Source organism: Bradyrhizobium sp. SZCCHNRI3043 (genome assembly GCF_032377735.1).
Lineage (GTDB): Bacteria > Pseudomonadota > Alphaproteobacteria > Rhizobiales > Xanthobacteraceae > Bradyrhizobium.
In genome coordinates, this window is the sequence record NZ_JAUHID010000011.1 from 58,320 (window position 1) to 82,269 (window position 23,950).

The window sequence follows — 23,950 nt, forward strand, 5'->3', positions numbered from 1 at the left end:
GAGCGCGCCGCTTCGATCGTAGATTCGCCGCCGTTCGGGTGCTCAATGGAACCGCCCGGGTCGATGCGCCGCCAGAAGCGTACGGCCGGGTCGCCCGATCCGCAGCCGGGGCGGCATGAAATTTTGGGGCTTATCAAAGGCTTGGTGGCGCTCTTGTGTGCTCCGAAGGCCCGTTCTCGCTTGCCTAGCCCGGCGGCTTCCTTTATCCGGTGGGTCGCCTCGCAAGCGAGCGGTCCCGGCCGCGATTTGGGCTGGGCGCATGGTTGGCCAGGCTGGCCCCTCATCGGAAGCGATTTCGTCCGAACCGATCGTGCTGTTTTGGATCTTGGCAGAGGAAAGAGCTGCGAATGGCTAACGTGGTCGTCGTCGGCGCCCAATGGGGTGACGAGGGGAAGGGCAAGATCGTCGACTGGCTGTCGGAGCAGGCCGACATCGTCGTGCGCTTCCAGGGCGGCCACAATGCCGGCCATACCCTCGTCATCAACGGCGCCACCTACAAGCTCGCTTTGCTGCCGTCGGGCGTGCTGCGCACCGGCAAACTGTCGGTGATCGGCAATGGCGTCGTGTTCGATCCGCAGGCCTTCCTCGACGAGGTCGGCAAGCTCCAGTCGCAGGGCGTCGCCATCAGCCCGGACAATCTGCGCGTTGCCGAGAACGTCACGCTGATCCTGCCACTGCACCGCGAACTCGACGCGCTGCGCGAGTCCGCGAGCGCGGCGACCGCGATCGGCACCACCCGCCGCGGCATCGGCCCGGCCTATGAGGACAAGGTCGGCCGCCGCGCGATCCGCCTGATGGACCTCGCCGACCTCGATACGCTGCCGCACAAGATCGATCGGCTCCTCGCGCACCACAATGCGCTCCGCCGCGGCCTCGGCCTCGAGCCGATCGACGGCCAGCAGATCCTGCGCGAGCTGACGGCCTTTGCGCCGAAGCTGCTCCCCTATGCGGAGACGGTCTGGCGTCTGCTCGACATCAAGCGCCGCGAAGGCAAGCGGATGTTGTTCGAGGGCGCGCAGGGCGCGCTGCTCGACGTCGATCACGGCACCTATCCCTACGTGACCTCGTCCAACACGGTCGCGGCGCAGGCGGCCACGGGCGCGGGCCTCGGGCCGGGCGCGATCGGCTATGTGCTCGGCCTGTGCAAGGCCTACACGACCCGGGTCGGGCAGGGGCCGTTTCCCACCGAGCAGGACAACGAGACCGGCCGCAAGATCGGCGAGCGTGGCCGCGAATTCGGAACGAATACCGGCCGGCCGCGTCGTTGCGGCTGGTTCGATGCGGTCCTGGTCCGCCAGGCGGTGCGGACCTGCGGCATTAACGGTCTTGCGCTGACCAAGCTGGACATTCTCGATGGTTTCGACACCATCGATGTCTGTACCGGCTACAGGCTGGACGGCAAGGAGATCGATCATTTCCCGGCAGGTGAGGGCGCGCAGGCTCGGGTCGAACCGATCTACGAGACCATCGAAGGCTGGAAGCAGCCGACTGCAAACGCGCGCTCCTGGGCCGATCTGCCGGCACAGGCCATCAAATACGTCCGGCGGATCGAGGAACTGGTGGGTTGCCCGATCGCGCTGCTTTCCACCAGCCCCGAACGCGAGGATACTATTCTGGTCCAGAATCCCTTCGAGGCGTGACGGGACCCGACAGCTGAGCGCGCGAATTGAGTTGATATGGCCGACTACTACCCGCTGATAGCCCGTGCCATTGCCGGATTGGACCCCAACGCTCCCGGGGAAAGCCGGCGTGCGCTTTACGAGCGGGCGCGGGCGGCCTTGATCGCACAGTTGCGCAGCGTCCAGCCGCCGCTGAGCGAATCCGAGATCACGCGCGAGCGGCTGTCGCTCGAGGAAGCCGTGCGCAAGGTCGAGGCGGAAGCGGCCCAGCGCGCCCGCGAGGCACAGCGGGCGTCCAGCGGCGCGGCCCGCCCAGGTGATGCGCTCCGGCGGGCCGGTGCGCGCAATTCGGATGCTCCGGCCACCCCCGCGGCTCAGCCCGCTCCGACTCCAGATCAAGCCGCCACGACCGCCCCGCGGCCACGACCGGCGGCCCCGGCCGCTGCCCGGGCCGAGCGGCCGCCGCTCGGCGGCGAGACGGCCGAGCCGCGTCCGGCGCGCAATCCGCGACCGGAAGCGCCGCCGGCTGCCGCTGGCGCACCGGCTGTGCCGCCGCGGCCCCAGCCGCCTCAAACGCCTCCACAGGATGGGGCGGCGCCTCCAGTGCGCGAACGTCCGGCGGCCGCCCGCCGCGGTGCTCAGGACAACGGCAATCCGGCAACGCCGCCCGCCATGCGCGGCTTCCGCGACATCACCGCTGATGTCGACGATCTCGGCAAGGCCACTGCCCAGGCCAACCGTGCGGCGCGCAAGACCTACGCCAACGTTCCGACCACCGATCTCGATCGGCTCGAGGGCGACGACGATGACCGGCCGCCGCTGCCCGAGGCGCCATACTCCTATGACGAGTCGGTCCAGGAGGCCGAGCGCTACGCGCTGCCTGCCACCTCGACCCGCCAGCGCGGCGCCGCGCCGGATCGCGAGGGCAAGAAGAAGTCGGAGCGCAGCGGCTCGACCTTTCCGTTCAAGGCCGCCATCGCCGCAGGGATCGTGCTGATCCTGATCGGCGCCGGAATTCTGTGGGGCCGGCCGCTGGTCGGGATGGTCAATGGCCTGTTCAAATCTTCCTCGACGGTCGAGGCGCCCAAGGACACCGGCACGCCGCTGAGCAAGCCGAAGATCACCGACCGTGTCGGCCAGTCGCCGTCCTCGGACCAGATCGCGCCGGTCGCGCAACGCGTCGTGCTCTATGACGAGGATCCCGCCGATCCGAAGGGCAAGCAATACATCGGCTCGGTGGTCTGGCGCACCGAGCAGATCAAGGCGACGGGGACGCAGAAGGCCGACATCGCCGTGCGCGCCGACATCGAGATTCCCGATCGCAAGTTCAAGATGACGATGTCGTTCCGCCGCAACACCGACACGTCGCTGCCGGCGAGCCACACCGCGGAACTGACCTTCATCCTGCCGCAGGATTTCTCTGGCGGCGGCGTCGGCAACGTGCCGGGGATCCTGATGAAATCCAACGAGCAGGCGCGCGGGACGCCGCTGGCCGGCCTCGCAGTGAAGGTCACCGACGGCTTCTTCCTGGTCGGCCTGTCCAATGTCGACGCCGACCGGACCCGCAACGTGCAGCTCCTGAAGGAGCGCTCCTGGTTCGACGTTCCGCTGGTCTACAGCAATCAGCGCCGGGCCATCATCGCGATCGAGAAGGGCGCGCCGGGCGAGCGCGCCTTCAACGACGCCTTCGCGCTGTGGGGTGACTGAGCAGTCCGCACGCGCCTCGCGCGTTGGGCGAATCGGCGAGGCAGGAGATTGGGCATGAAGCGATATCTCATCTTCGTTGCCGTGGGCCCGGCGCTGGGCGGTTTCGCGCTGCTTCTGGTCACGACCTACATGTCCGGCTATTGGACCAACACCAATCCCGGCGAAGTGGCCAAGCTGTTCAAGGTCTTCGTCACCTCGCTGCAATACAGCTACCTGTTCGGCTTCCTGCCGGCACTGATGATGTGCGCGATCGACGACATCCTGTTCCACGTCAGGCGCATCGGACCGACCATGCGGATGCTGCTGGTGGGCGGCATCGCCTTCCTGCTCGCCGGCTTCAACTACGCTTCGCACGGCTCCGAATACGGTGCCCTGCAATGGGTCCTTTACGGACTGGTCGGCTTCATTCCCGCGACGGTGTCGTCGTGGCTGGTGCACAAATTCGTCGACGAAACCCCGCCCGAAGCGCCGGCGGCTCAGCCCAGCGAGCACAGCGCGTGACGGCGTGACGCAACTTGCGCCCTGCTGCCGCGTTTCTATGTGATGGGTATGCAAGAGCAGATGACCCCCTCGCCCCGCCGCGCCTCCGGACGCGCCTCGCAGGCACGCTTCAACGCCAATGAGGCGCGCGGACCGATCATCGACCAGGACGGACGTGAGATCCCGCAGGGATCCTTCCAGTCCTCGTTCAATGGCGCCTTCGTCGGCCCGGGCGGCGTGCGCTTCGATTTCAGCACCTCCAATCCATTCGGCAATCTGACCCGTGAGCAGCGGATCGCGCGGCTGGAGGCGGTGGCGAAGCTGCTCGACGTCGCCTTCGTCCTGCCCGGCACCAACATCCGCTATGGCATCGACGGCATCATCGGCCTGATCCCCGTGGTCGGTGACCTCATCGCGACCGCGCTGTCGCTGTGGCTGGTGCGCGAGGCCCGTGCGCTGGGCGCGCCCTGGCACGTCATCACCCGGATGCTCGGCAATGTCGCGGTCGAGGGGGTGATCGGCATGGTGCCGGTGGCGGGCGACGCCTTCGACGTGCTGTTCCGCGCCAATATGCGCAACGCCAAGATCTTGCGGCGGTGGCTCGATACCCAGCCGCGTTGACGCGCCGCGAGACCGGGCCAAAAGGCGCACAAACCGACCCCCATAAAAAAACTGCCCCGCACAAGGCGGGGCAGGGTGTTGGAGAATGGTCTGGCAGCCGTCAGGCCGCATCGGCGTCCGGCGCCTTGTCGACCACCCGGCGCGGCAGCGGAAACGCCTCGCTCTCATACAGGGTACGGATGCCGTTCTGGTCGAACCGGGCTTCCTCGACCTGCAGGTAGGCGCCATTCAGCGAATCCGCAGGCAACTCCTCCATGGCAAAGCGCACGGCTTCAGCCGCAGTGCCGAACCGCCGATAGGCAAACCCCGCCCGCTTCTTCTTGCGGATGGCGGCGGGAAACAGTTCGGCAGAGGTGTTGAAGTTGAACGGACGCAGTGGACGCATGGTCTGAGACCTCTTCTTGTCGGCTGGAAGCGCTGACGCGAGCTTTCAAAACATTCAGCTTGGCGATGACGCCAGCGATTGCGGGGGTGGAGGGCGGGATTTGCCGCTCCAGGCGGCCCGGCCCTGCATAGTCAGTTACGACGCCTAATATAGGCCGATTTGGCAGAAATGCGAATCCTGCACGCTCACATCGTAAATCCGGCCTGGTTCGGACCGCGCTGAAATGTCCTCTTTTTTCAATAGTTTAATCGATCTGCAACTTGTGAATGCAGGAGAGCCCGATCTGCACGGCTAAAATCTCACCCCTGGTGGCCGGTTTTGGCCGCCCACGCCTCGCCGGCCGCCAGCCCAGCGGCCCCATTACCGTCCGTGACGGAACCGGGGCCGATGGTGACGTCAGCGCGGCTTCAACTTCAGGGCCGCGGAATTGATGCAATAGCGCAGGCCGGTCGGCCCCGGACCGTCGGGAAAGACATGGCCGAGATGGCCCGAGCATTTCGAGCACAGCACCTCGGTGCGGACCATGCCGTGGGTATAGTCGGTCTCCTCGTCGACGTGGCTCTCCGTCGCCGGCTGGGTGAAGCTCGGCCAGCCGCAGCCGGAGTCGAATTTGGCGTCGGACTCGAACAGGGTCTGGCCGCAGCCGGCACACACATAGGTCCCGGCGCGATGCTCATGCTCGTATTCGCCCGAGAACGGGCGCTCGGTCGCCTTCTCGCGCAGCACGGCGTACTGCATCGGCGTCAGCTCCTCGCGCCATTCCGCCTCGCTCTTGATGACCTTGTCGCCGGTCTTGGTGTCGCTCATCTCTTTTCCTCCGGCGGACCTAGACTCGTCCGCCCCTGTCATTGCGCTGATCGGCCGCCGTCGCGGCCTCAACGTCGTGGCGGCAGGTCGTCGCCTCAGTTCGTCGCTTTGGCCTCGCCGACCAGCGTCGGCTTCTCGATGTAGTTCTCCGCGAAGATCTTCTTCAGGTTCTCGATCTTCGGCAGGTCGTTATAGGCAATATAGGGCTGGCTCGGGTGCAGCGTCAGATAGTCCTGATGATAGGCCTCGGCCGGATAGAACGCCTCGAGCTTGCCGATCTTAGTGACGATCGGCTTGCCGAACGCCTTGGCCTTGTCGAGCTGGGCGACATAGGCCTCCGCGACCTTCCTCTGCGCCTCCGAAGTGGTGAAGATCGCCGAGCGATATTGCGGGCCTGAGTCCGGGCCCTGGCGGTTCAACTGGGTCGGATCGTGCACGACCGAAAAGAAGATCTGCAGGATCTTGCCGTAGGAGATCTTCTTCGGGTCGTATTTGATCTGGACCGATTCCGCATGGCCCGTCGTGCCGCTCGACACCGTGCGGTAATCGGCCGTGGCCTTGGTGCCGCCGGCATAGCCGGACACCGCGCTGACCACGCCCGCCGTGTGCTGGTAGACGCCCTGGACGCCCCAGAAGCAGCCGCCGGCGACCACGGCGGTTTCCAGCCCGTCGGAGGCCGGCTGATCCTGGGCCGGCGGCGGGATCACGACGGCCACCTCGGCGGCGTGCAGCGGCTGCCAGGCCAGGATGCCGGCCGCCATGGCACCGAGCACGGCTGTCTTGACGAAAAGGGAGCGGGTGAGGCGCATCTTTGGATCCTCGTGAGGGGTGGCTCTTCTCGCCAGCCGGAAACACTGGCCCGGTCCGGCCTCTGCTGCAAGATACGTCGGTGCTCGGCCGGCGTTACGGGGGACGCGACACGACTGCGTGAACGGCCGGGGTGGCGCGAGGCGTGCACAATTGCGCACTGGGCGCCGGGAACGACACTGTGAGTTGTGGCGGGAGCGTTCCAGACATGGCGATTTGTTCTCGCGGCTCGAATGGCCCGAGGGATACCGGTTCATTGGCCCTCCGGAAGCGGAGGGCGCAGGGAAGGCCGGACCTCGGCTGAGGCCCGTGGCCCGCCTGCTCAAAAAAATGCAGGCGGCAGGTACCACAGGTGCAGCCAGACAGATCCGGCCTTCCCCGCGCGATGGTGTTAACGCTTATACGTGCTCTCCTCGGGGACCGGCTGTCTTGCCCCCGTCGCCGGCGGATCATCACCACCAGCTTGGCCTCAGCGTCGGGAGGCCAGGACCACACGCTTTCGCCGTCCGCGCCATGTCGTTCGTCCGCAGGCGCTTCGCCCGCTGCAACATGTCGCGTCCATCGCATTTCGCTGCCAACGTCCGTGACGATCGCGATACGTCCCCTGCCGTGCAACGAAACGCGGGCATCATAAGCCTGATTTGGGCAAACCGCGAAACGATTTATGTTTTTCAGAAGACCTTGACAGCTTCTGTCGTCGTTGGCCGATTTGCCCGACGGGCCATCTAGTCCGCAAGCTCACGATGACATCACACTTCGTCGATCTTCGAACCATGATGTGGTTCAGGTCTCGTGGTCGTGATGCCCGCGCGGCGGAGACGCCGCGAATATTTCGTTCTCTCTGCGGTCAATACAGAGGCGGACGCGTCTCGATCGTCAGACCCCTGACCAGACATCGAATGCGCGTACTCCGCATCTTGAGAACCTGGAGAACAATCATGACATCCTGGAAATCAAAGGCGGCAGCGGTGCTGCTGTCGATGGCGACTGCCGCGCCGGCATCGGCGCAGGGCTGGTTCTACGGCGAGCAGGAGCCGGGGGCGTTTCAGGCGATGTATCCCGATCGCGACGTGCTCAACGGCGGCGCACTGACGCCGGCGGGACGAATGGGCCTGGTGCGCGCCTCAGGCGCGGCGCCCGCGTTTCCGCCGTCCGCTCATCTCCGCCCGTATGATTGGCTGCCGCAGCGGCGATGACGGGTCGCCTGGAAGGCGTCCTACGATCTGCTGCCCGGACAGCGGCTGCAGCGCTACGTCTGAGAGATGGGCGCGATCACGAACGGCCGTCACCTCGCGCGGTCGTGATTGGGATGCCGCTTTCGCCTGCCTACATCATCGCCTGCGCGAATTGGTGCGCAACAGGGAAGACCAATCATGATCGCATTCAGGAGCCTGGCGGCAGCTCTGCTGATGTCGCCACTGGCGGCCACCGCGGCGTCGGCCCAATTCTCCGAGCCGGCGGCCTATGCGGCCATGCATCCCGACCGCGATGTGCTCAATGGCGGCGCGCTGACGCCGGCGGCGCAGGCGGAGCTGGCTCGCCGTGGCCCGCCGGCCTTTCCGAATGCAAATGCAGCGATGCCGCCAGCCGATCCCGTGAGGGCGCATCGGCGTCATCGGCGCTGAGCGCGTCGCCTCAGCTCGCGTGCTCCTCGCGCTCGTGGATGACGCTGGCGCGGCCGACGATGAGATCGTCGACCTGCCCGATGCGCGAGGCGTCCTTGCCGGCATAGGGCAGGGAGTGCAGCACGCAGCGCATCGCGTTCAGCCGCGCGCGCTTCTTGTCGTCCGACTTGATCACGGTCCACGGGCAGTCGGCAGTGTCGGTGGAGAAGAACATCGCCTCCTTGGCGCGGGTGTAGTCATCCCATTTGTCGAGCGAGGCGGTGTCGATCGGCGACAGCTTCCACTGCTTGAGCGGATGCGCCTCGCGCTCCTTGAAGCGGCGGCGCTGCTCCTCGCGGCTGACCGAGAACCAGAACTTGATGAGATGCATGCCGCTGCGCACGAGATTGCGCTCGAACTCCGGCACCTGGCGCAGGAACTCGTCATATTCGGCCTGCGAGCAGAAGCCCATCACGCGCTCGACGCCGGCGCGGTTGTACCATGAGCGATCGAACAGCACGATCTCGCCCGCGGTCGGCAGGTGCTCGACATAGCGCTGAAAATACCATTGGCCGCGCTCGACGTCGCTCGGCTTGTCCAGCGCGACGACGCGGGCGCCGCGCGGATTGAGATGCTCCATGAAGCGCTTGATGGTGCCGCCCTTGCCGGCGGCATCGCGGCCCTCGAACAGCAGCACCAGGCGCTGCCGCGCATCCTTCATCCAGTTCTGCAGCTTGAGCAGCTCGGTCTGCAGGATGAATTTCTGTTCCTCATAGTCCTTGCGGTACATGCGGAATTTGTAGGGGTAGCCGCCCTGGCGCCAGTTGTCGGCGAGCTCGTCGGAGGTGTGACGCTTGTCGGGCTTGGCCTTGCCCTCGATCAGCGCCTTCATCAGCTTGGCATCGTCGGGCGCGGCACCATCCAGCATCGCCTTGACCGGCGCAGAGTTGGCGTCGAGGGCCGGCGGTCCGTTGAGCACGGTCTCGAACGCCGACAGCCCGGTGATCTGCGCGGCCTGCATCTGTTCGTCGACCAGCGACTGCGCGATCGGATCGAGCCTGGCGGCGGACTGCCGGCGCGCGACACGCGCGGTGGCGGCTGCGCGCTTCATGCGTTGGCCGTTGGAGGCCTTGCCCTTCGTGGTCCTGGACTTTGCCATGCGATCCCGCCGCCTGCTGCTGGATTAACAGAGATGTGAATCGATCTCTATCCGCCAAGGACCCTGCGTCAGGTTGACGTGGATCAACCGGCCGCAGGCGGGTACCAGCGAGGCGGGCGAAATCGCCTCGCGCGGTAAAGCCGGCGTTACACCACGATCGACAGCCGCTTCGCGGCCCGTGTGATTCCGGTGTAGAGCCAGCGGGCGCGGCTCTCCTGGAAGGCAAAGCTCTCGTCGAACAGCACCACGTCGTCCCATTGCGAGCCCTGCGACTTGTGCACGGTCAGCACGTAGCCGTAGTCGAACTCGTCGTAGGGCTTGCGCTGCTCCCACGGGATGTCCTCGATGCCGCCGCCGAAGCATTCGCCGCGCACCGAGACTTTCGTTACCTTGCGTCCGAGATCCTCGTCGGGCGCGACCCGCATCGTCACGATCTTGGATTTCGAGGTCGCGCGCGACTTCACTCGCCATAGCCCGCCATTGAACAGGCCCTTCTTGCGGTTGTTGCGCAGGCAGACCAGCTTGTCGCCGGCGACGGGGAGGGCGTCCTCGATGTCGAGGCGCTGCCGAAAGCGGTTGTTGTAGGCGCGGCGGGTGGCGTTGCGGCCGACCAGCACCTGGTCGGCCTCCATCACGCGCGACGGATCGAGCTCGCGGCGCTCCACCACCTCGCTCTCGCCGTAGCGGCCGATGTCGAGCGTGTTGCCCTCGCGCACGTCCATCGACATCCGCACGATCGGATCGTCCTTGGCCTGGCGATGCACCTCGGTGAGCATCACGTCGGGCTCGCTCTCGGTGAAGAAGCCGCCGCCCTTGACCGGCGGCAGCTGCGCGGGATCGCCGAGCACCAGCAACGGGCAGTCGAAGGACAGGAGATCACGGCCGAGATCGGCGTCGACCATCGAGCATTCGTCGATGATGATCAGCTTGGCCTTGGACGCCGGCGCGTCGTCCCACAATTCGAAGTTCGGCTGCTCCTCGCCGCTCTCCTGCGCGCGATAGATCAGCGAGTGGATGGTGGAGGCATTGTCGCAGCCCTTGCTGCGCATCACCAGCGCCGCCTTGCCGGTGAAGGCCGCGAACTTGACCTCGCCGTCGACGTCTTCGGCGATGTGCCGGGCGAGCGTGGTCTTGCCGGTTCCGGCATAGCCGAACAGCCGGAACACCTGCGGCGTGCCGTTCCTGCCCGGCTTGGCTTTCAGCCAGTCGCCGACGGCCTTGAGCGCGGAATCCTGATGCGGGGAGAAGGTGGTCATGGCTCAACGGAATGGAGCCGCGCGGCGACTCGGGGACATTCCGTGAACCTAAGGGCTGCGGGCGGGAGATCAAGCGCTGATGCGAGTGGGTCCACGCCTCCCCCGGTTGCGGGGGAGGTCGCATCGCATCGGAAGATGCGATGCGGGTGGGGGAACGCTCCGGCGGGACTGTCCGTGTGGCGCCCCCACCCCAGCCCTCCCCCGCAAGCGGGGGAGGGGGCGCAGCGTGCCTGCGGCGATCGCTCGTTCCCCTCCAGAAGAAGCCTACTGCCAGCCCGGGACGCCGCGCATGTCCGGCAGATGGTGCGCGATGCCCTTGTGGCAGTCGATGCAGGTCTTCTCGCCGGTGAAGAGGAAGCGCTGGTGCGCTTCGACGGCGCGCGGCGACTGCTTGGTGATGTCCATCGACTGCGCGCTGTGGCAGTTGCGGCATTCGAGCGAATCATTGGCCTTGAAGCGCGCCCATTCGTGCAAGGCCAGCTCCAGCCTGCGGTCGGTGAACTTCTCGCGGGTGTTGATCGAGCCGAACAGATGGCCCCAGACCTCCTTGGAGGCCTGCATCTTGCGCGCGATCTTGTCGGTCCAGTTGTGCGGCACATGGCAGTCCGGGCAACTGGCGCGCACGCCGGAGCGGTTGGAGAAGTGGACGGTCGACTTCAGCTCGGCGAACACGTTGTCGCGCATCTCGTGACAGCCGGTGCAGAATTTTTCGGTGTTGGTGATCTCCAGCGCGGTGTTGAAGCCGCCCCAGAAGATGACGCCGGCGAGGAAGCCGGCGAGCACCAGCACGCCGAGCCCGAACACGGAGCTCGGCTTCAGCAGCACGTCGATGAGGTCGAGAATGAACTGCCAGGCGCGGCGGACAAGGCCGAGCCGCTTCTCGGGGACGGGCGCTTTGGCGCCCTCCGGGATGTCGGCGCTGCTCATCGCTTGCCACCCGGCCTGTCGTGCGCCAGCAGCGTGTCGATGTCGACGAAGTCGTTGCTGACCGGCGGGTTGGCGACGCTCTGCGGCACATGGCATTGGGTGCAGAAGAAGCGGCGCGGTGACACCGAGGCCAGGAACTGGCCGTCGCGATCCATGAAGTGCGTGATCGACAGCATCGGCGCCTTCGACTCCGCGGTGCGCGCGCGGGCATGGCAGGACAGGCATTTGTTGCCCTGCATGTCGACCTGATAGCCGTCGATGGCATGCGGAATCACCGGCGGCTGCTCCGGATAGTTGCGCACCTCCTTCTCGGCGGTGTTCTTCATCGGCTGCATCGGCGGCGCAGGACCCTCGTCGTTGAGCGGTGCGGGACCGCGCAGCGAGGACGAGACGCTCTGGGCGAGCAGGGCGCTCGATCCGGCCGCAACGCTGGCCGCGATCAGCATGACAGCAATTTTTCTCATCATGATCGTCACACCCGCTCGATGCGCACGGCGCATTTCTTGTAGTCGGTCTGCAGCGAGATCGGATCGGTGGCGTCGAGCGTCACCTTGTTGATCAGCTTCGACTCGTCGAACCACGGCACGAACACGAGCCCGCGCGGCGGCTTGTCGCGGCCGCGGGTCTCGACGCGGGCGCGGATAAAGCCGCGCCGCGACGCGACCTTGACCTCGTCGCCGCGCCTCAAGTTCGCGGCCTCGGCATCGTCCGGATGCATGAAGCAGACGGCTTCGGGGAAGGCCTTATAGAGCTCGGGCACGCGGCGCGTCATCGTGCCGGAATGCCAATGCTCGACCACGCGGCCCGTCGACAGCCAGAACGGGTAGTCCTTGTCGGGCGATTCCGCCGGCGGCTCGTAGGGCAAAGCGAAGATGCGAGCCTTGCCGTCGGGGAAGCCGTAGAACTGCACGCCGGTGCCAGCCTTGACGTAAGGATCGGAGCCCTCGCGGAAGCGCCAGCGCGTCTCCTTGCCGTCGACCACCGGCCAACGCAGGCCGCGCTCTTTGTGGTAGGCCTCGAACGGCGCCAGGTCATGGCCATGGCCGCGGCCGAACGAGGCGTATTCCTCGAACAGGCCCTTATGGACGTAGAAGCCGAACGCCTTGGATTCGTCGTTGGCATAGCCCGGCTCGATCTGGTCGAGCGGAAACTTGTCGACCTGGCCGTTCCTGTAGAGCACGTCGAACAGCGTCTTGCCGCGATATTCCGGCTTCTTAGCGATCAATTCCTCGGGCCAGACCTCCTCGATCTTGAAACGCCTGGAGAACTCCATCAACTGCCAGAGATCCGAGCGTGCCTCGCCCGGTGCCGACACGAGCTGGTGCCAGAACTGGGTGCGGCGCTCGGCATTGCCATAGGCGCCTTCCTTCTCCACCCACATCGCGGTCGGCAGGATCAGATCGGCGGCGAGCGCGGTCACCGACGGATAGGCGTCGGAAACGACGATGAAATTGTCCGGATTGCGGAAGCCCGGATAGGTTTCCTCGTTCGCGTTGGGGCCGGCCTGGAGGTTGTTGTTGACCTGTACCCAATAGGCGTTGAGCAGGCCGTCCTTCAGCATCCGGCTCTGCAGCACGGCGTGATAGCCTGGCTTGTCGGGGATCGTGCCCTCCGGCAACTGCCAGATGTGCTCGGCCTTGGTGCGGTGCTCCTTGTTGGTGACGACCATGTCGGCGGGCAGGCGGTGCGAGAAGGTGCCGACCTCGCGCGCGGTGCCGCAGGCCGAGGGCTGGCCCGTGAGCGAGAACGGGCTGTTGCCGGGCTCGCTGATCTTTCCCGTCAGGAGATGGATGTTGTAGACGAGGTTGTTGCACCAGACGCCGCGGGTGTGCTGGTTGAAGCCCATGGTCCAGAACGAGACCACCTTGGTCTTCGGATCGGCATAGAGCTCGGCCAGCGCCTCGAGCCGATTCAGCGGCACGCCGGACATCTCGGCGGCCTTCTCCAGCGTGTAGTCGGAGACGAACTTGGCATACTCGTCGAAGCTGATGTCGGTGGCATCGTTGGCCTTGGCCGCACCCGTCGCCTTCTTCTGCAGCGGATGCTCCGGGCGCAGGCCGTAGCCGATGTCGGTCTGGCCCTTCTTGAACACCGTATGCGCCTGGACGAACTCCTTGTTGACGCGGCCGGTCTTGATGATGTGGTTGGCGATCGCGTTGAGGAGATAGAGATCGGTCTGCGGCTTGAACACCATGCCGATGTCGGCGAGGTCGAACGAGCGGTGCTCGAAGGTCGAGAGCACGGCGACCTTGACATGCGGCGCCGACAGCCTGCGGTCGGTGACGCGGCTCCACAGGATCGGATGCATCTCCGCCATGTTGGAGCCCCACAGCACGAACGCGTCGGTGGCCTCGATGTCGTCGTAGCAGCCGGGCGGCTCGTCGATGCCGAAGGTGCGCATCATGCCGGCGACGGCCGAGGCCATGCAGTGCCGCGCATTCGGATCGATGTTGTTGGAGCGGAAGCCGGCCTTGAACAGTTTCGAGGCCGCATAGCCTTCCCAGATCGTCCACTGTCCGGAGCCGAACATGCCGACACCGGAAGGCCCGCGCTTCTTCAGCGCCTCCTTGTACTTCGCGGCCATGACGTCGAACGCTTCGTCCCAGGAGACGGGCGTGAACTCGCCGTTCTTGTCGTATTTGCCGTTGGTCTTGCGCAGCATCGGATGCGTCAGGCGATCATGGCCGTACATGATCTTCGAGAGAAAGTAGCCCTTGACGCAGTTCAGGCCGCGATTGACCTCGGCCTTGATGTCGCCATGGGTGGCGACGACGCGGTTGTCCTTGGTCGCGACCATCACGCTGCAGCCGGTGCCGCAGAAGCGGCAGGCGGCCTTGTCCCATTTCAACTCGGAGGCTTCGCGCTCGGTGACGAGGTTTGCCGCGAGCGAGGCGCTCGGCATGCCGGCGGCGGCCGCGGCAATCGCGGCGGCCTCCAGCTTCAGCATCTGGCGGCGATCGATCTTCATGTCGGTCATTGGAGTCTCGTGTGATTAGCCGGCGTCGATGGCGTGGAAGACGAGGCAGGCGGAGTGCACGTGCGGCAGCAGTCCGATCCGGTTCATGGTGGCGCCGAGCGCGCCGGCATCGGGCGCATCGACGACCACGATCAGCTTGCCGCGCTCGTCGCGGCCGTGGATCTCGCAGCCGGACAGCGCGAGGATGTCGGCTTCGACGCGATCGAGCTGCTCGGGGCGGGTCTGCACGATGATGCTGGCGATCTCGCCCTTGGCCGGCGCGACGACGGGATCGGCGGTGAGGACACGGCCGGTGATCAGCGCGCGGCGGTCGAGGGAGGTGCGGTGGGAGAGCATAGGCGTGGTCGTTCCAATCAATGCGCAGCAGGCGGGCCGGGCGGCCCGACCATCATCTGGTAGACCCACACCGTGAGCCCGTAGGAGCCGACGGTGGCGACCGCGAGCGCGGGCATCAGCACGGCGGTGAGAAACAGGAAGGCAAAAATTTCCATGCGTCTGCGACGCGCATGCGCGTTCGCATCGCTGCCAACGAGCGACATGAGAGAATTCTCTGCTAGGGGAGGTTCAGGAGGGATTGCGGCATCCGGGCCGCGCCTAATCTTATGTTTAAGAAAGCTCCGGAAACCGGCGTTGACCTGGATCAAGCGGGCGGAACCTCGCGCACACCGGCGCACCGCCAGAGCGGAGTCGCGCCGGTCCCACCGAGATCTTGGTTGATGGGCCGTGAAGACGCGTGATCGCATCTTTGCTTGCGAGAAATTCTCGCTGCTTTGCGTGGGGGCCTCGATACGATCATCCCCTCTGGTCGTGAGCCGAGAGGACCGGCATCACTATTTTCCAGGGGTGCTCGACACGCGTTTCGCCCGCCACCATCATCCTGTGCATCGCATCAACGTAGATGCGCAAGGGTGATCGGAGAGGGCAATGAAGCGGCGTGATTTTCTGAAACTGTCGTTGGCATCGGCTGCGGTGATGGCCTCAGCGGCGCCGCTGCGCGCCGAGGACAAGCCGAAGGAGATCCGGATCGGCACCCAGAAGGGCGGCTTCTTCCCGGCGGTGAAGGCGCGCCGCACCATCGAGGATACGTTCAAGCCTGTCGGCATCGAGATCGTCTGGGTCGACTTCCAGTTCGGTCCGCCGCTGCTGGAAGCCATCAATGTCGGCAGCGTCGACTTCGGCTATGTCGGCGACGCCCCGCCGATCTTCGCGCAGGCCGCAAGTGCCAAGATCCGCTACGCGGCGGCCGTCAAGCAGAACGGCAGCAGCCAGGCGATCATCGTGCCCAAGGACTCGCCGATCAAGTCGCTCGCCGATCTCAAGGGCAAGCGCGTCGCCTTCGGCAAGGGCTCCAGCGCGCACAACCTGCTGGTCGCCGCGCTGGAGAAGGCGGGGCTGGCCTGGAGCGACATCACGCCGGCGCCGCTCGCGCCCGCCGATGCCACCGCCGCCTTCGTCAAGGGCTCGGTCGACGCTTGGTCGATTTGGGATCCGTATCTCGCGCTCGCCGAGCTCAAGGAGAATGCGCGGGTGATCGCGTGGGACAAAGACGTGCACAAGCCGAACTCGTTCTACATCGTCGGCTCCGACTTCGTCGAAAAGTACCCGGCCGTGGTGGCCAGGCTGAACGCCGCCTTCGCCGCGGAGGGCGTGTGGGCCAACAGCCATCACGAGGAGGTCGCCAAGGCCCAGGCCGAGGCCACCGGCGTCGATCTCGAGGCGGTCAAGCGCTTCGTCGACCGCTCGGTCTATAGCGTCGTGCCGATCGACGACGAGGTGATCAAGAGCCAGCAGGCCGTCGCCGACCGCTTCGCCCGGGTTGGGCTCATCCCGAAACAAGTCAACGTCGCCGACATCGTCTGGAAGTGGACGCCGTCCACCTGACGCTCGCCTGCGACACGATCCGAAAGAGAACGACATGAGCAATGCTTCGAAGCCCAATGTGCTGTGGTTCCTGCCGACCCATGGCGACGGCCGCTATCTCGGCACCTCGCAAGGCGGCCGCGAGGTCAACTTCAACTATCTGCGCCAGGTCGCGCAGGCCGCCGACCAGCTCGGCTATTTCGGCGTGCTGATCCCGACGGGGCGCAGCTGCGAGGATTCCTGGATCGTGGCGTCGGCCGTGGCGCCTTTCACCGAGAAGCTGCGCTATCTCGTCGCGGTGCGTCCGGGTCTGCAATCGCCGGCCGTGGCCGCGCGCATGACTGCGACGCTGGACCGCGTCACCAACGGACGCCTGCTGGTCAACGTCGTCACCGGCGGCGATCCGGTCGAAAACAAGGGCGACGGCGTCTTCCTGTCGCATGAGGAGCGCTACGAGGTCACCCGCGAGTTTCTCACCGTCTACAACGCGCTGCTCGAAGGCGAAGCCGTCAACTTCGCCGGCAAGCACATCAAGGTCGAGGATGGCCGGCTGCTGTTCCCACCGGTGCAGTCGCCACGCCCGCCGCTGTTCTTCGGTGGCTCGTCGGATGCCGGCATCGACGTCGCCGTCGATACGGTCGAGAAGTATCTTACCTGGGGCGAGCCGCCGGCAGATGTCGCGGCGAAGATCGCCAAGGTGAGAGCCGTCGCCGACAGCCGTGGCCGCAAGCTGTCGTTCGGCATCCGCCTGCACGTGATCGTGCGCGAGACCAACGCGGAGGCGTGGGCGGCCGCCGACGACCTCATCAAGCACGTCACCGACGACACCATCGCCTCGGCACAGAAGATTTTTGCGCGGATGGATTCGGTCGGCCAGCAGCGCATGTCGCAGCTCCACGGCGGCCGCCGCGACAAGCTCGAGATCAGCCCGAACCTGTGGGCCGGCGTCGGCCTCGTCCGCGGCGGCGCCGGGACCGCGCTGGTCGGCGATCCCGACACGGTCGCGGTGCGCATCCGCGAGTACCAGGAGCTTGGCATCGACACCTTCATCCTGTCCGGCTACCCGCACCTCGAAGAAGCCTACCGCTTCGCCGAGCTGGTGTTTCCCAAGCTTGGGCTGAACGTGTCGGAGCAGGCCGGCAACGTGACCAAGCTGCGCACCAACACCGGCCCGTTCGGCGAGACCATCGCCAACGAGCATCATCCCCTGCAGCGGGCGTCGCAATCATGAGCCTGATCGAAAGCCTTCCCAAGGTTCGCAAGCTCAGGATGCCCAAGGCGGATGGATTTCTGCCCTGGCTGGTTCCGCTCGCGATCATTCTGATCTGGCAGGCGGCCTCGGTCGCCGGTCTCGTGTCGCCGCGGGTGCTGCCGGCGCCGAGCGACGTCGCGCGCGCCGGGTGGAAGCTGCTGTGGTCGGGTGAGCTCGGCCGTAACATCTGGGTCAGCTTCTGGCGCGCCTCGATCGGCTTTTTGATCGGTGGCGGCATCGGCTTCGCCTTCGGGCTCGCCAATGGCCTGTCGCAGCTGTCGGCGAAGCTGACGGACACCACGCTGCAAATGGTGCGCAACGTGCCACATCTGGCGCTGATCCCGCTGGTCATCCTGTGGTTCGGCATCGACGAGAGCGCAAAACTGTTCCTGGTGGCCCTCGGCGTGTTCTTCCCCGTCTACCTCAACACGCTGCACGGGATTCGCACCGTCGATCCGCAACTCATTGAAATGGGCCGCGTCTACGGCATGACCGACGGCGAGCTGTTTCGCCGCATGATCTTCCCCGGCGCGCTGCCGTCGATCTTCGTCGGCCTGCGCTTCGCGCTCGGCATCATGTGGCTCACCTTGATTGTCGCCGAGACGATCGCGGCCTCTTCAGGCCTCGGCTACATGGCGATGCAGGCGCGCGAGTTCATGCAGATCGACGTCGTCGTGCTCTCCATCCTGATCTACGCCCTGCTGGGCAAGGTCGCCGACAGCGCTTCGCGGGTGCTGGAACGGATGACGCTGTCCTGGCATCCGGCCTTCAGCAAACATTGAGGTTCGTAAATGCAGCAAGCGCTCCGAATTCCCGTGTCCGGCGCCGAGGCGATCGACGGCACTGACGTGATCGGGCAGGCTGAGGCCTTCCGCCGCGCGAGGAAGCCAGGCGTGACCCCGGCCAAACCCGAGACGCGCGGCCTGCCGCTGGTGATCCGCGACCTTCGCAAGGCGTTCGGCGACAACGAGGTGCTGCGCGGCATCGATCTCGAGATTCCGGCCGGTCAGTTCGTCGCGATCGTCGGTCAGAGTGGCTGCGGCAAGAGCACGCTGCTCCGCCTGATCGCAGGTCTGGACAAGCCGACGTCGGGCAGCATCAGCTTCGGTGAAGCCGCGGCGCGGCCCGAGGACGTCCGCGTCATGTTCCAGGAACCGCGGCTGCTGCCGTGGGCGCGGGTGCTCGGCAATGTCGAGGTCGGCCTCGGCCGCGAGCGCAAGGCCGCCGGCGCGCATGAGCGCGCGCGGCAGGCGCTGGAGGAAGTGGGTCTCGCCGACAAGCGCGACCAATGGCCGGCGGTGCTGTCCGGCGGCCAGAAGCAGCGCGTCGCGCTGGCGCGCGCGCTCGTCAGCGGTCCGCGCCTGCTGGCGTTCGACGAGCCGCTCGGCGCCCTCGATGCGTTGACGCGGATCGCGATGCAGCGGCTGCTGGAGCGGGTCTGGGCCGATCAAACCTTCACCGCAATCCTGGTCACCCATGACGTGGCGGAAGCCGTGGCCCTGGCCGACCGGGTTCTGGTCATCGAGAATGGCCGGATCGCCGAGGACATCAGGGTCGATCTGCCGCGCCCGCGCCAGCGCGGCTCTGCGGAGCTTGCGGCGCTGGAAGGCTCGATCCTGGGCCAGTTGCTCGGACCGGGCACGACGGGTTAGGAGATAATATCGCAATGAACTCCATCGTCCGCCTCATGCCCGACGTCACCGCGCTTCAGCCCGATTTCCGCTCCGCGATGCGCCAACTGGTCGGGGGCGTGAGCGTGATCACCGTGGGGCGGGGCGATGAGGTCACCGGCATGACGGTGAGTTCGCTGTCATCGCTCTCGATCGAGCCGGCGTCCGTGATCGTGAGCCTCAATCGGAACGCCTCGTCCTGGCCGATCCTGCAGCGGGAGCGTGTTTTCGGCGCCAATCTGCTCGCCGCGGACCAGATCGGCGTGGCCGAGCGGTTCTCGGGTAAAGGCGGTCTCAGAGGCGCCGAGCGGTTCGCCGGCGCCGAGTGGCGCAAGCACGTGACCGGCGTGCCGCTCCTGGTCGGGGCGCTCGCCGCGCTGGACTGCGAGGTCGAGGAGATCATCGAGCGGCATTCCCATGGCATCGTGATCGGCCGCGTGGTGCATGTCGAGGTGGCGCCGCAAGCGGCAGCCCTGGCGTATTGGCATGGCGGCTATGTGCACGTCGACCGCGACGCGGACATCGCCCGACTTGGCCCCCTCGGCGGGGCCGATCCGCAGGACGTGCCGTAGGGGGTGAGCGGCGGTTGGTCGCAGGGTGGCGTCCCGAAGCTGAACGCCGTAAAAGCACCGCGGCCTTGAGGCGGTGTTTGCGGCGGAGCTGATGAAACGGATCGGAACCTGGGCGCTCTACGTGATCGGCACCGTCGCGATCCTTTATCTCGCGCTCTATGCCTATGCCGTGCTGACGCAACGCGAGTTCACGCCCGGCGATCCCATTCACATTTTCCGCAATCCTGAGGCGCCGAACTATTCGTGAGGTGGTGCCCGGCGACGACGCGCCGGCGTGTTCTCGCGAACCCACGGATCCGGGGACTGCTGACAGTCCTGTAGCTGCATCCAATCGTCGGTCAGAAACTGCACGCGGCAGCGGCGCCACACTTTGATGCGCCCGCCATCCGGCGACGTCTCGGCATCGGACAACGAGAGGGTGGGCGGCCGCCAGCGATAGCTGCGTTCATTGTCCCAGCCGTCGCAGCCCTCCCTGCCACAGGCGATCGTTCGCGAGATCAGCTTGCCCTTGCCTGCGAAGCACCAGCTCTGGGCGCCCCATTCCTGACCCGACGACGGATTGACGAGCGGTGCGTGCGACGTCTGCTCCCAGCAGCTGGACAGCACGCCGCGCGTTGCGGCATCAGCCGGCGGAACGGCAAGCGGCGCGCCGAGGGCCAGCGCGCCGCCGAGAACGATCCGGATGGGCAGATTATACGGCGCTCGGCATGCGCGGCGTGTCGCCGGAGCCTGGCGGCGGGATCGGCACGCCGCCGTCGGCATATTCGTTGAGCTTGTTGCGCAACGTGCGGATCGAGATGCCCAAGATATTGGCCGCATGTGTCCGGTTGCCCAGGCAGTGCTTCAGGGTCTCCAGGATCAGGTCACGTTCGACATCGGCGACCGTGCGGCCGACCAAAGCGCGTGTGACCTGTTCCGCGGCCATCGTAGCATGCGCGACGGCAGGCTGGGTCTTGCCGATGTCGAGACGGGTGCCGTCCGGCGTGAGGATGGCATCCGGCCCGATCTCGTCGCCCTGCGCCATCAGCACCGCGCGATGCATCGTGTTCTCCAGCTCGCGCACGTTCCCCGGCCAGCGATTGGTGGTGAGGATGCGCTTGGCTTCCGCCGAGATCGGCCGCAGCGGCACGGCATTGGCATCGGAGTATTTGCGCGCGAAATGCTGCGCCAGCTCGAGAATGTCGGCGGGGCGTTCGCGCAGCGGCGGGATCTTCAGGTTGACGACGTTGAGGCGGAACAGCAGGTCCTCGCGGAACGTGCCCTCGCGAACGGCGTCGGCAAGGTTGCGGTTGGAGGTCGCGATGATGCGGATATCGACCGGCACCGGGCGGGTGCCGCCGACGCGGTCGATCACGCGCTCCTGGATGGCGCGCAGCAGCTTGGACTGCAGCCGCACGTCCATTTCCGAGATTTCGTCGAGCAGCAGGGTGCCGCCATTGGCCTCCTCGAACTTGCCGATGCGGCGGGCGACCGCGCCGGTGAAGGCGCCCTTCTCGTGGCCGAACAGCTCGGATTCCAGCAGATGCTCGGGGATCGCGGCGCAGTTGATCGAGATGAAGGGACGCTTGGCGCGGGCCGAGCGGGTGTGGACGTAGCGCGCCAGCACTTCTTTGCCGGTGCCGGACTCGCCGGTGATCATCACCGAGGCGTCGGAGCCGGCGATCTGTTGGGCAAGCTTGATCACCTTCGCCATCGCCTCGTCGCGATAGACGAGGTCGCGTGAATCGTTGGCGACGGCGGCGAGCACCGCCGCGATCAACTCGGGATCCGGCGGCAGCGGAATGTATTCCTTGGCGCCGGCATGGATGGCGGCGACCGCGGCGCGTGCATCGCTGGTGATGCCGCAGGCGACGATCGGCACGTGGATGTGCTCGGCGTCGAGCCGCATCACCAGGTCGCGGATGTCGAGCGCGACGTCGACCAGCAGCAGGTCGGCGCCCTTGCCGCCGCGCAGCACCCGCATCGCCTGCTCGTTGTCCTCGGCATGGGTGACGGTGGCGCCGTTCTCCATGGCGATCTTGGTGGCCGTCGTCAACTGGCCCTTCAGCGTTCCGACGATGAGAAGCCGCATGTTGGTCTCCTATTCGGTCGCGCCGCTCTCGATCGGCACGCAGGTCATGCCTGTCAGTTGCGGTCGGACTTGATGATTTCGGTCATCGTCACGCCGAGCTTGTCTTCGACCAGAACCACCTCGCCGCGTGCCACGAGCCGGTTGTTGACGTAGATGTCGATCGCCTCGCCGACCTTGCGGTCGAGCTCGAGCACAGTGCCGGGCCCGAGCTTCAGGAGCTCGCCAACGTCCATCTTCGAGCGGCCGAGCACGGCCGAGACCTGAACCGGGACGTCGAACACCGCCTCGAGGTCGGCCGCGATGCGCGCGGCATGCTCTTCTTCGTTGTAGCCGACGTCCCCGCCCAACGGAGGCGCGTCCGCGGAATTGAGGTCGGGAAGCGGGATCTCGTTGTCGCTCATGACTTAAACTCCTTCGGCCGCCACAGCGGCCTAGTTCTTCCTGGACGCCATGTAGCGTCCGACCAGCTCGTTGATCTTGGCGTCGATCGCAGCGCGCTCCAGCACCACGCCGCCATCGGCCCATTCGATGCGGCAGTCGCCGGTCGCGATCTCCGGCTCGGCGAGGATCACGAGGCGCCCCTCGAAGCCGCTCTGCTTGGCGAGCTTCTCGATCTTCTCGCGGGCGAGCTCGTACAGCGTCTCGTTGATGCGCAGCACGAGGTGCGGCGTGGCGACCAGATGCGCGAAGCAGTCGTGCACGAGGCCGATGATCTCGCCGAGCGGCTCCGCCTCGATCAGCGCCGCGCACAGCTTGCGGGCGACGGCGACCGCCACATCGACGGCCTCAGTTTCCATCCGCTGCTCGATGCCTTCGAAGCGGGCGGAGATGCCCTGCAATTGGATGTTGATCTGCTCCAGCGCCGACGCGACGCGGCGGTCGGCTTCGACCTTGGCTTCGCGCTGCGCCGCCTCGTAGCCGTTGCGGTAGGCGGCGGCTTCGGCGGCCGCGACCTTCTGTGCGATCTCGGCGGACGTGGCCGCACGCTCCCGCGTCGTCTTCTCCGGCGCGGCGAAGTCGGTATCGAACAGGAATTTCGCGGGCTGAGCCATCAATACACCAGTTCGTCGTCGGCGCGGTTCTTGCTGAGCATGATCTCGCCCTTGGCGGCGAGATCCTTGGCGAGATTGACGAGCAGGGCCTGCGCCTCGTCGACGTCGCGCAGCCGCACCGGTCCCATGGCGGCCATGTCGTCCTGCAGCATCTTGGCGGCGCGCGACGACATGTTGCCGAAGAAGAAGTTGCGCACCTCCTCGTTGGCGCTCTTGAGCGCCACGCCGAGCTTGTCCTTGTCGACATTGCGCAGCAGCGTCTGCGCCGAGGCGGAATCGAGCTTGATCAGGTCGTCGAAGGTGAACATCAGCGCCTTGATGCGCTCGGCTGACTCCCGGTTATCTTCCTCCAGCGAGGTGATGAAGCGGGTCTCGGTCTGGCGGTCGAAATTGTTGAAGATCTCGGCCATGACCTCGTGGGCGTCGCGGCGCCGGGTCTGCGACAGGTTCGACATGAATTCGGTGCGCAAGGTCTGCTCTACCCGCTCGATGACCTCCTTCTGGACCGCTTCCATGCGGAGCATGCGGCCGATCACGTCGAGCGCCATGTCCTCGGGCAGGATCGCGAGCACGCGCGCGGCATGCTCCGGCTTCAGCTTGGACAGCACGACCGCGATGGTCTGCGGATATTCGTTCTTGAGGTAGTTGGCGAGCACCTCTTCCTGGACGTTGGAGAGCTTCTCCCACATGTTGCGGCCGGCGGGGCCGCGGATCTCGTCCATGATGCCGTTGACGCGCTCCGGCGGCAGATATTGCTGCAGCAGCCGCTCGGTGGCGTCGAAATTGCCCATCAGCGCGCCGGAAGCAGACATGCGCGAGACGAATTCGAGCATCAGGTCCTCGACGACGTCGGCTTCGATGGTTCCCAGCGTCGACATCGCGAGCGACAGTTCACGCACCTCGTCGTCATCGAGCTGCTGCCAGATCTTGCCGCCATACTGCTCGCCGAGCGCGAGCATCATCACGGCAGCGCGCCGCGGGCCGCTCAAGGGCTCGGTCTTCGGGCGCTGCGCCTGGCGGCTCGCCAGCGTCGCGATCACCGTGGAAATGTCGTTGTTGTTGGCGTTGGCGTTCTGGGTCTGCGGCAGCGACATGGCGTCTACGTTCTTTTCAGTTCAGGCGGT

At 66.1% G+C, this 23,950-nt stretch carries 27 protein-coding genes; 12 read left to right on the forward strand and 15 right to left on the reverse strand.

Annotation, left to right across the window (positions count from 1 at the left end; all coding sequences use genetic code 11):
• Positions 1-347 precede the first annotated feature (347 nt).
• Genes QX124_RS21150 through QX124_RS21165 form a run of 4 tightly spaced genes read left to right on the forward strand, consistent with a single transcriptional unit; the run spans position 348 to position 4,427 of the window.
• Positions 348-1,640 (forward strand): adenylosuccinate synthase, encoded by a 1,293-nt coding sequence (locus tag QX124_RS21150; protein WP_315733910.1) that lies wholly within the window; start codon positions 348-350, stop codon positions 1,638-1,640.
• A gap of 36 nt (positions 1,641-1,676) precedes the next feature.
• Positions 1,677-3,326 carry a hypothetical protein gene (locus QX124_RS21155; protein ID WP_315784161.1) on the forward strand — a complete coding sequence of 550 codons (1,650 nt, stop codon included), beginning with the start codon at positions 1,677-1,679 and terminating at the stop codon, positions 3,324-3,326.
• A gap of 54 nt (positions 3,327-3,380) precedes the next feature.
• Positions 3,381-3,827, forward strand: a complete 447-nt coding sequence (locus QX124_RS21160) for a DUF5413 family protein (RefSeq protein ID WP_315798168.1) — start codon at positions 3,381-3,383, stop codon at positions 3,825-3,827.
• Positions 3,828-3,875: 48 nt separating this feature from the next.
• Complete coding sequence (locus tag QX124_RS21165) at positions 3,876-4,427, forward strand: DUF4112 domain-containing protein (RefSeq protein ID WP_409997726.1); 552 nt, start codon at positions 3,876-3,878, stop codon at positions 4,425-4,427.
• A 100-nt stretch (positions 4,428-4,527) separates the two neighbouring features.
• Here QX124_RS21165 and QX124_RS21170 read toward each other — a convergent pair whose 3' ends face one another.
• The 3 genes from QX124_RS21170 to msrA form a co-directional block, all read right to left on the reverse strand.
• Positions 4,528-4,812, reverse strand: coding sequence for a hypothetical protein (locus tag QX124_RS21170; protein WP_315733902.1), 285 nt, complete (start codon positions 4,810-4,812; stop codon positions 4,528-4,530).
• Between the two features lie 396 nt (positions 4,813-5,208).
• On the reverse strand, positions 5,209-5,619 hold the full coding sequence (msrB, locus tag QX124_RS21175; protein ID WP_315798169.1) for a peptide-methionine (R)-S-oxide reductase MsrB: 411 nt from the start codon (positions 5,617-5,619) through the stop codon (positions 5,209-5,211).
• A 95-nt stretch (positions 5,620-5,714) separates the two neighbouring features.
• Positions 5,715-6,428 (reverse strand): peptide-methionine (S)-S-oxide reductase MsrA, encoded by a 714-nt coding sequence (gene msrA / locus QX124_RS21180; RefSeq protein ID WP_315798170.1) that lies wholly within the window; start codon positions 6,426-6,428, stop codon positions 5,715-5,717.
• 936 nt (positions 6,429-7,364) lie between these two features.
• On the opposite strand from msrA, the gene QX124_RS21185 reads away from it, so the two are divergent.
• Positions 7,365-7,622, forward strand: a complete 258-nt coding sequence (locus tag QX124_RS21185) for a hypothetical protein (RefSeq protein WP_315798171.1) — start codon at positions 7,365-7,367, stop codon at positions 7,620-7,622.
• A 177-nt stretch (positions 7,623-7,799) separates the two neighbouring features.
• The gene (locus QX124_RS21190) at positions 7,800-8,051 is read left to right on the forward strand and encodes a hypothetical protein (protein ID WP_315733896.1); all 252 of its coding nucleotides are present in this window, start codon (positions 7,800-7,802) and stop codon (positions 8,049-8,051) included.
• 10 nt (positions 8,052-8,061) lie between these two features.
• On the opposite strand, the gene ppk2 is transcribed toward QX124_RS21190, so the two are convergent.
• The 7 genes from ppk2 to napE form a co-directional block, all read right to left on the reverse strand.
• Entirely contained in the window at positions 8,062-9,189 is a 1,128-nt protein-coding gene (gene ppk2, locus QX124_RS21195; RefSeq protein ID WP_315733894.1) for a polyphosphate kinase 2, read from the reverse strand.
• 146 nt (positions 9,190-9,335) lie between these two features.
• On the reverse strand, positions 9,336-10,445 hold the full coding sequence (locus tag QX124_RS21200) for an ATP-dependent RecD-like DNA helicase (RefSeq protein ID WP_315798172.1): 1,110 nt from the start codon (positions 10,443-10,445) through the stop codon (positions 9,336-9,338).
• Positions 10,446-10,709: 264 nt separating this feature from the next.
• Positions 10,710-11,372 (reverse strand): NapC/NirT family cytochrome c, encoded by a 663-nt coding sequence (locus QX124_RS21205; RefSeq protein ID WP_315733889.1) that lies wholly within the window; start codon positions 11,370-11,372, stop codon positions 10,710-10,712.
• On the reverse strand, positions 11,369-11,839 hold the full coding sequence (locus QX124_RS21210) for a nitrate reductase cytochrome c-type subunit (RefSeq protein ID WP_315757311.1): 471 nt from the start codon (positions 11,837-11,839) through the stop codon (positions 11,369-11,371). The genes QX124_RS21205 and QX124_RS21210 overlap by 4 nt, the downstream gene beginning before the upstream one ends.
• A gap of 5 nt (positions 11,840-11,844) precedes the next feature.
• Positions 11,845-14,349 (reverse strand): nitrate reductase catalytic subunit NapA, encoded by a 2,505-nt coding sequence (gene napA, locus QX124_RS21215; protein ID WP_315798173.1) that lies wholly within the window; start codon positions 14,347-14,349, stop codon positions 11,845-11,847.
• Positions 14,350-14,364: 15 nt separating this feature from the next.
• Positions 14,365-14,685, reverse strand: coding sequence for a chaperone NapD (locus QX124_RS21220; RefSeq protein WP_315733883.1), 321 nt, complete (start codon positions 14,683-14,685; stop codon positions 14,365-14,367).
• A gap of 17 nt (positions 14,686-14,702) precedes the next feature.
• Positions 14,703-14,888 (reverse strand): periplasmic nitrate reductase, NapE protein, encoded by a 186-nt coding sequence (gene napE / locus QX124_RS21225; protein ID WP_315733882.1) that lies wholly within the window; start codon positions 14,886-14,888, stop codon positions 14,703-14,705.
• 385 nt (positions 14,889-15,273) lie between these two features.
• On the opposite strand from napE, the gene QX124_RS21230 reads away from it, so the two are divergent.
• The 6 genes from QX124_RS21230 to QX124_RS21255 all read left to right on the forward strand — a co-directional run bounded on the left by QX124_RS21230 (position 15,274) and on the right by QX124_RS21255 (position 19,950).
• On the forward strand, positions 15,274-16,230 hold the full coding sequence (locus QX124_RS21230; protein ID WP_315798174.1) for an aliphatic sulfonate ABC transporter substrate-binding protein: 957 nt from the start codon (positions 15,274-15,276) through the stop codon (positions 16,228-16,230).
• A 34-nt stretch (positions 16,231-16,264) separates the two neighbouring features.
• Positions 16,265-17,440, forward strand: coding sequence for an FMNH2-dependent alkanesulfonate monooxygenase (gene ssuD / locus QX124_RS21235; protein ID WP_315798175.1), 1,176 nt, complete (start codon positions 16,265-16,267; stop codon positions 17,438-17,440).
• Positions 17,437-18,243, forward strand: coding sequence for an ABC transporter permease subunit (locus QX124_RS21240; RefSeq protein ID WP_315798176.1), 807 nt, complete (start codon positions 17,437-17,439; stop codon positions 18,241-18,243). The genes ssuD and QX124_RS21240 overlap by 4 nt, the downstream gene beginning before the upstream one ends.
• Before the next feature lie 9 nt (positions 18,244-18,252).
• Positions 18,253-19,113, forward strand: coding sequence for an ATP-binding cassette domain-containing protein (locus tag QX124_RS21245; protein ID WP_315798177.1), 861 nt, complete (start codon positions 18,253-18,255; stop codon positions 19,111-19,113).
• A 14-nt stretch (positions 19,114-19,127) separates the two neighbouring features.
• Positions 19,128-19,703: a flavin reductase family protein gene (locus QX124_RS21250; RefSeq protein ID WP_315733872.1), complete on the forward strand. Its 576-nt coding sequence runs from the start codon at positions 19,128-19,130 to the stop codon at positions 19,701-19,703.
• A 91-nt stretch (positions 19,704-19,794) separates the two neighbouring features.
• Positions 19,795-19,950, forward strand: a complete 156-nt coding sequence (locus QX124_RS21255) for a hypothetical protein (protein WP_315733870.1) — start codon at positions 19,795-19,797, stop codon at positions 19,948-19,950.
• Here QX124_RS21255 and QX124_RS21260 read toward each other — a convergent pair.
• The 5 genes from QX124_RS21260 to fliG are packed head-to-tail and all read right to left on the reverse strand — an operon-like array spanning position 19,941 to position 23,920.
• Positions 19,941-20,465 (reverse strand): hypothetical protein, encoded by a 525-nt coding sequence (locus QX124_RS21260; protein WP_315798178.1) that lies wholly within the window; start codon positions 20,463-20,465, stop codon positions 19,941-19,943. The two genes, QX124_RS21255 and QX124_RS21260, sit on opposite strands and share 10 nt — an antisense overlap.
• Positions 20,395-21,774, reverse strand: a complete 1,380-nt coding sequence (locus tag QX124_RS21265; protein WP_315798179.1) for a sigma-54 dependent transcriptional regulator — start codon at positions 21,772-21,774, stop codon at positions 20,395-20,397. The genes QX124_RS21260 and QX124_RS21265 overlap by 71 nt, the downstream gene beginning before the upstream one ends.
• A gap of 53 nt (positions 21,775-21,827) precedes the next feature.
• On the reverse strand, positions 21,828-22,175 hold the full coding sequence (fliN, locus tag QX124_RS21270; RefSeq protein WP_315733864.1) for a flagellar motor switch protein FliN: 348 nt from the start codon (positions 22,173-22,175) through the stop codon (positions 21,828-21,830).
• 30 nt (positions 22,176-22,205) lie between these two features.
• Complete coding sequence (locus QX124_RS21275; protein ID WP_315757304.1) at positions 22,206-22,826, reverse strand: FliH/SctL family protein; 621 nt, start codon at positions 22,824-22,826, stop codon at positions 22,206-22,208.
• Complete coding sequence (fliG, locus tag QX124_RS21280; protein WP_315733860.1) at positions 22,826-23,920, reverse strand: flagellar motor switch protein FliG; 1,095 nt, start codon at positions 23,918-23,920, stop codon at positions 22,826-22,828. The genes QX124_RS21275 and fliG overlap by 1 nt, the downstream gene beginning before the upstream one ends.
• Between the last annotated feature and the right edge of the window lie 30 nt (positions 23,921-23,950).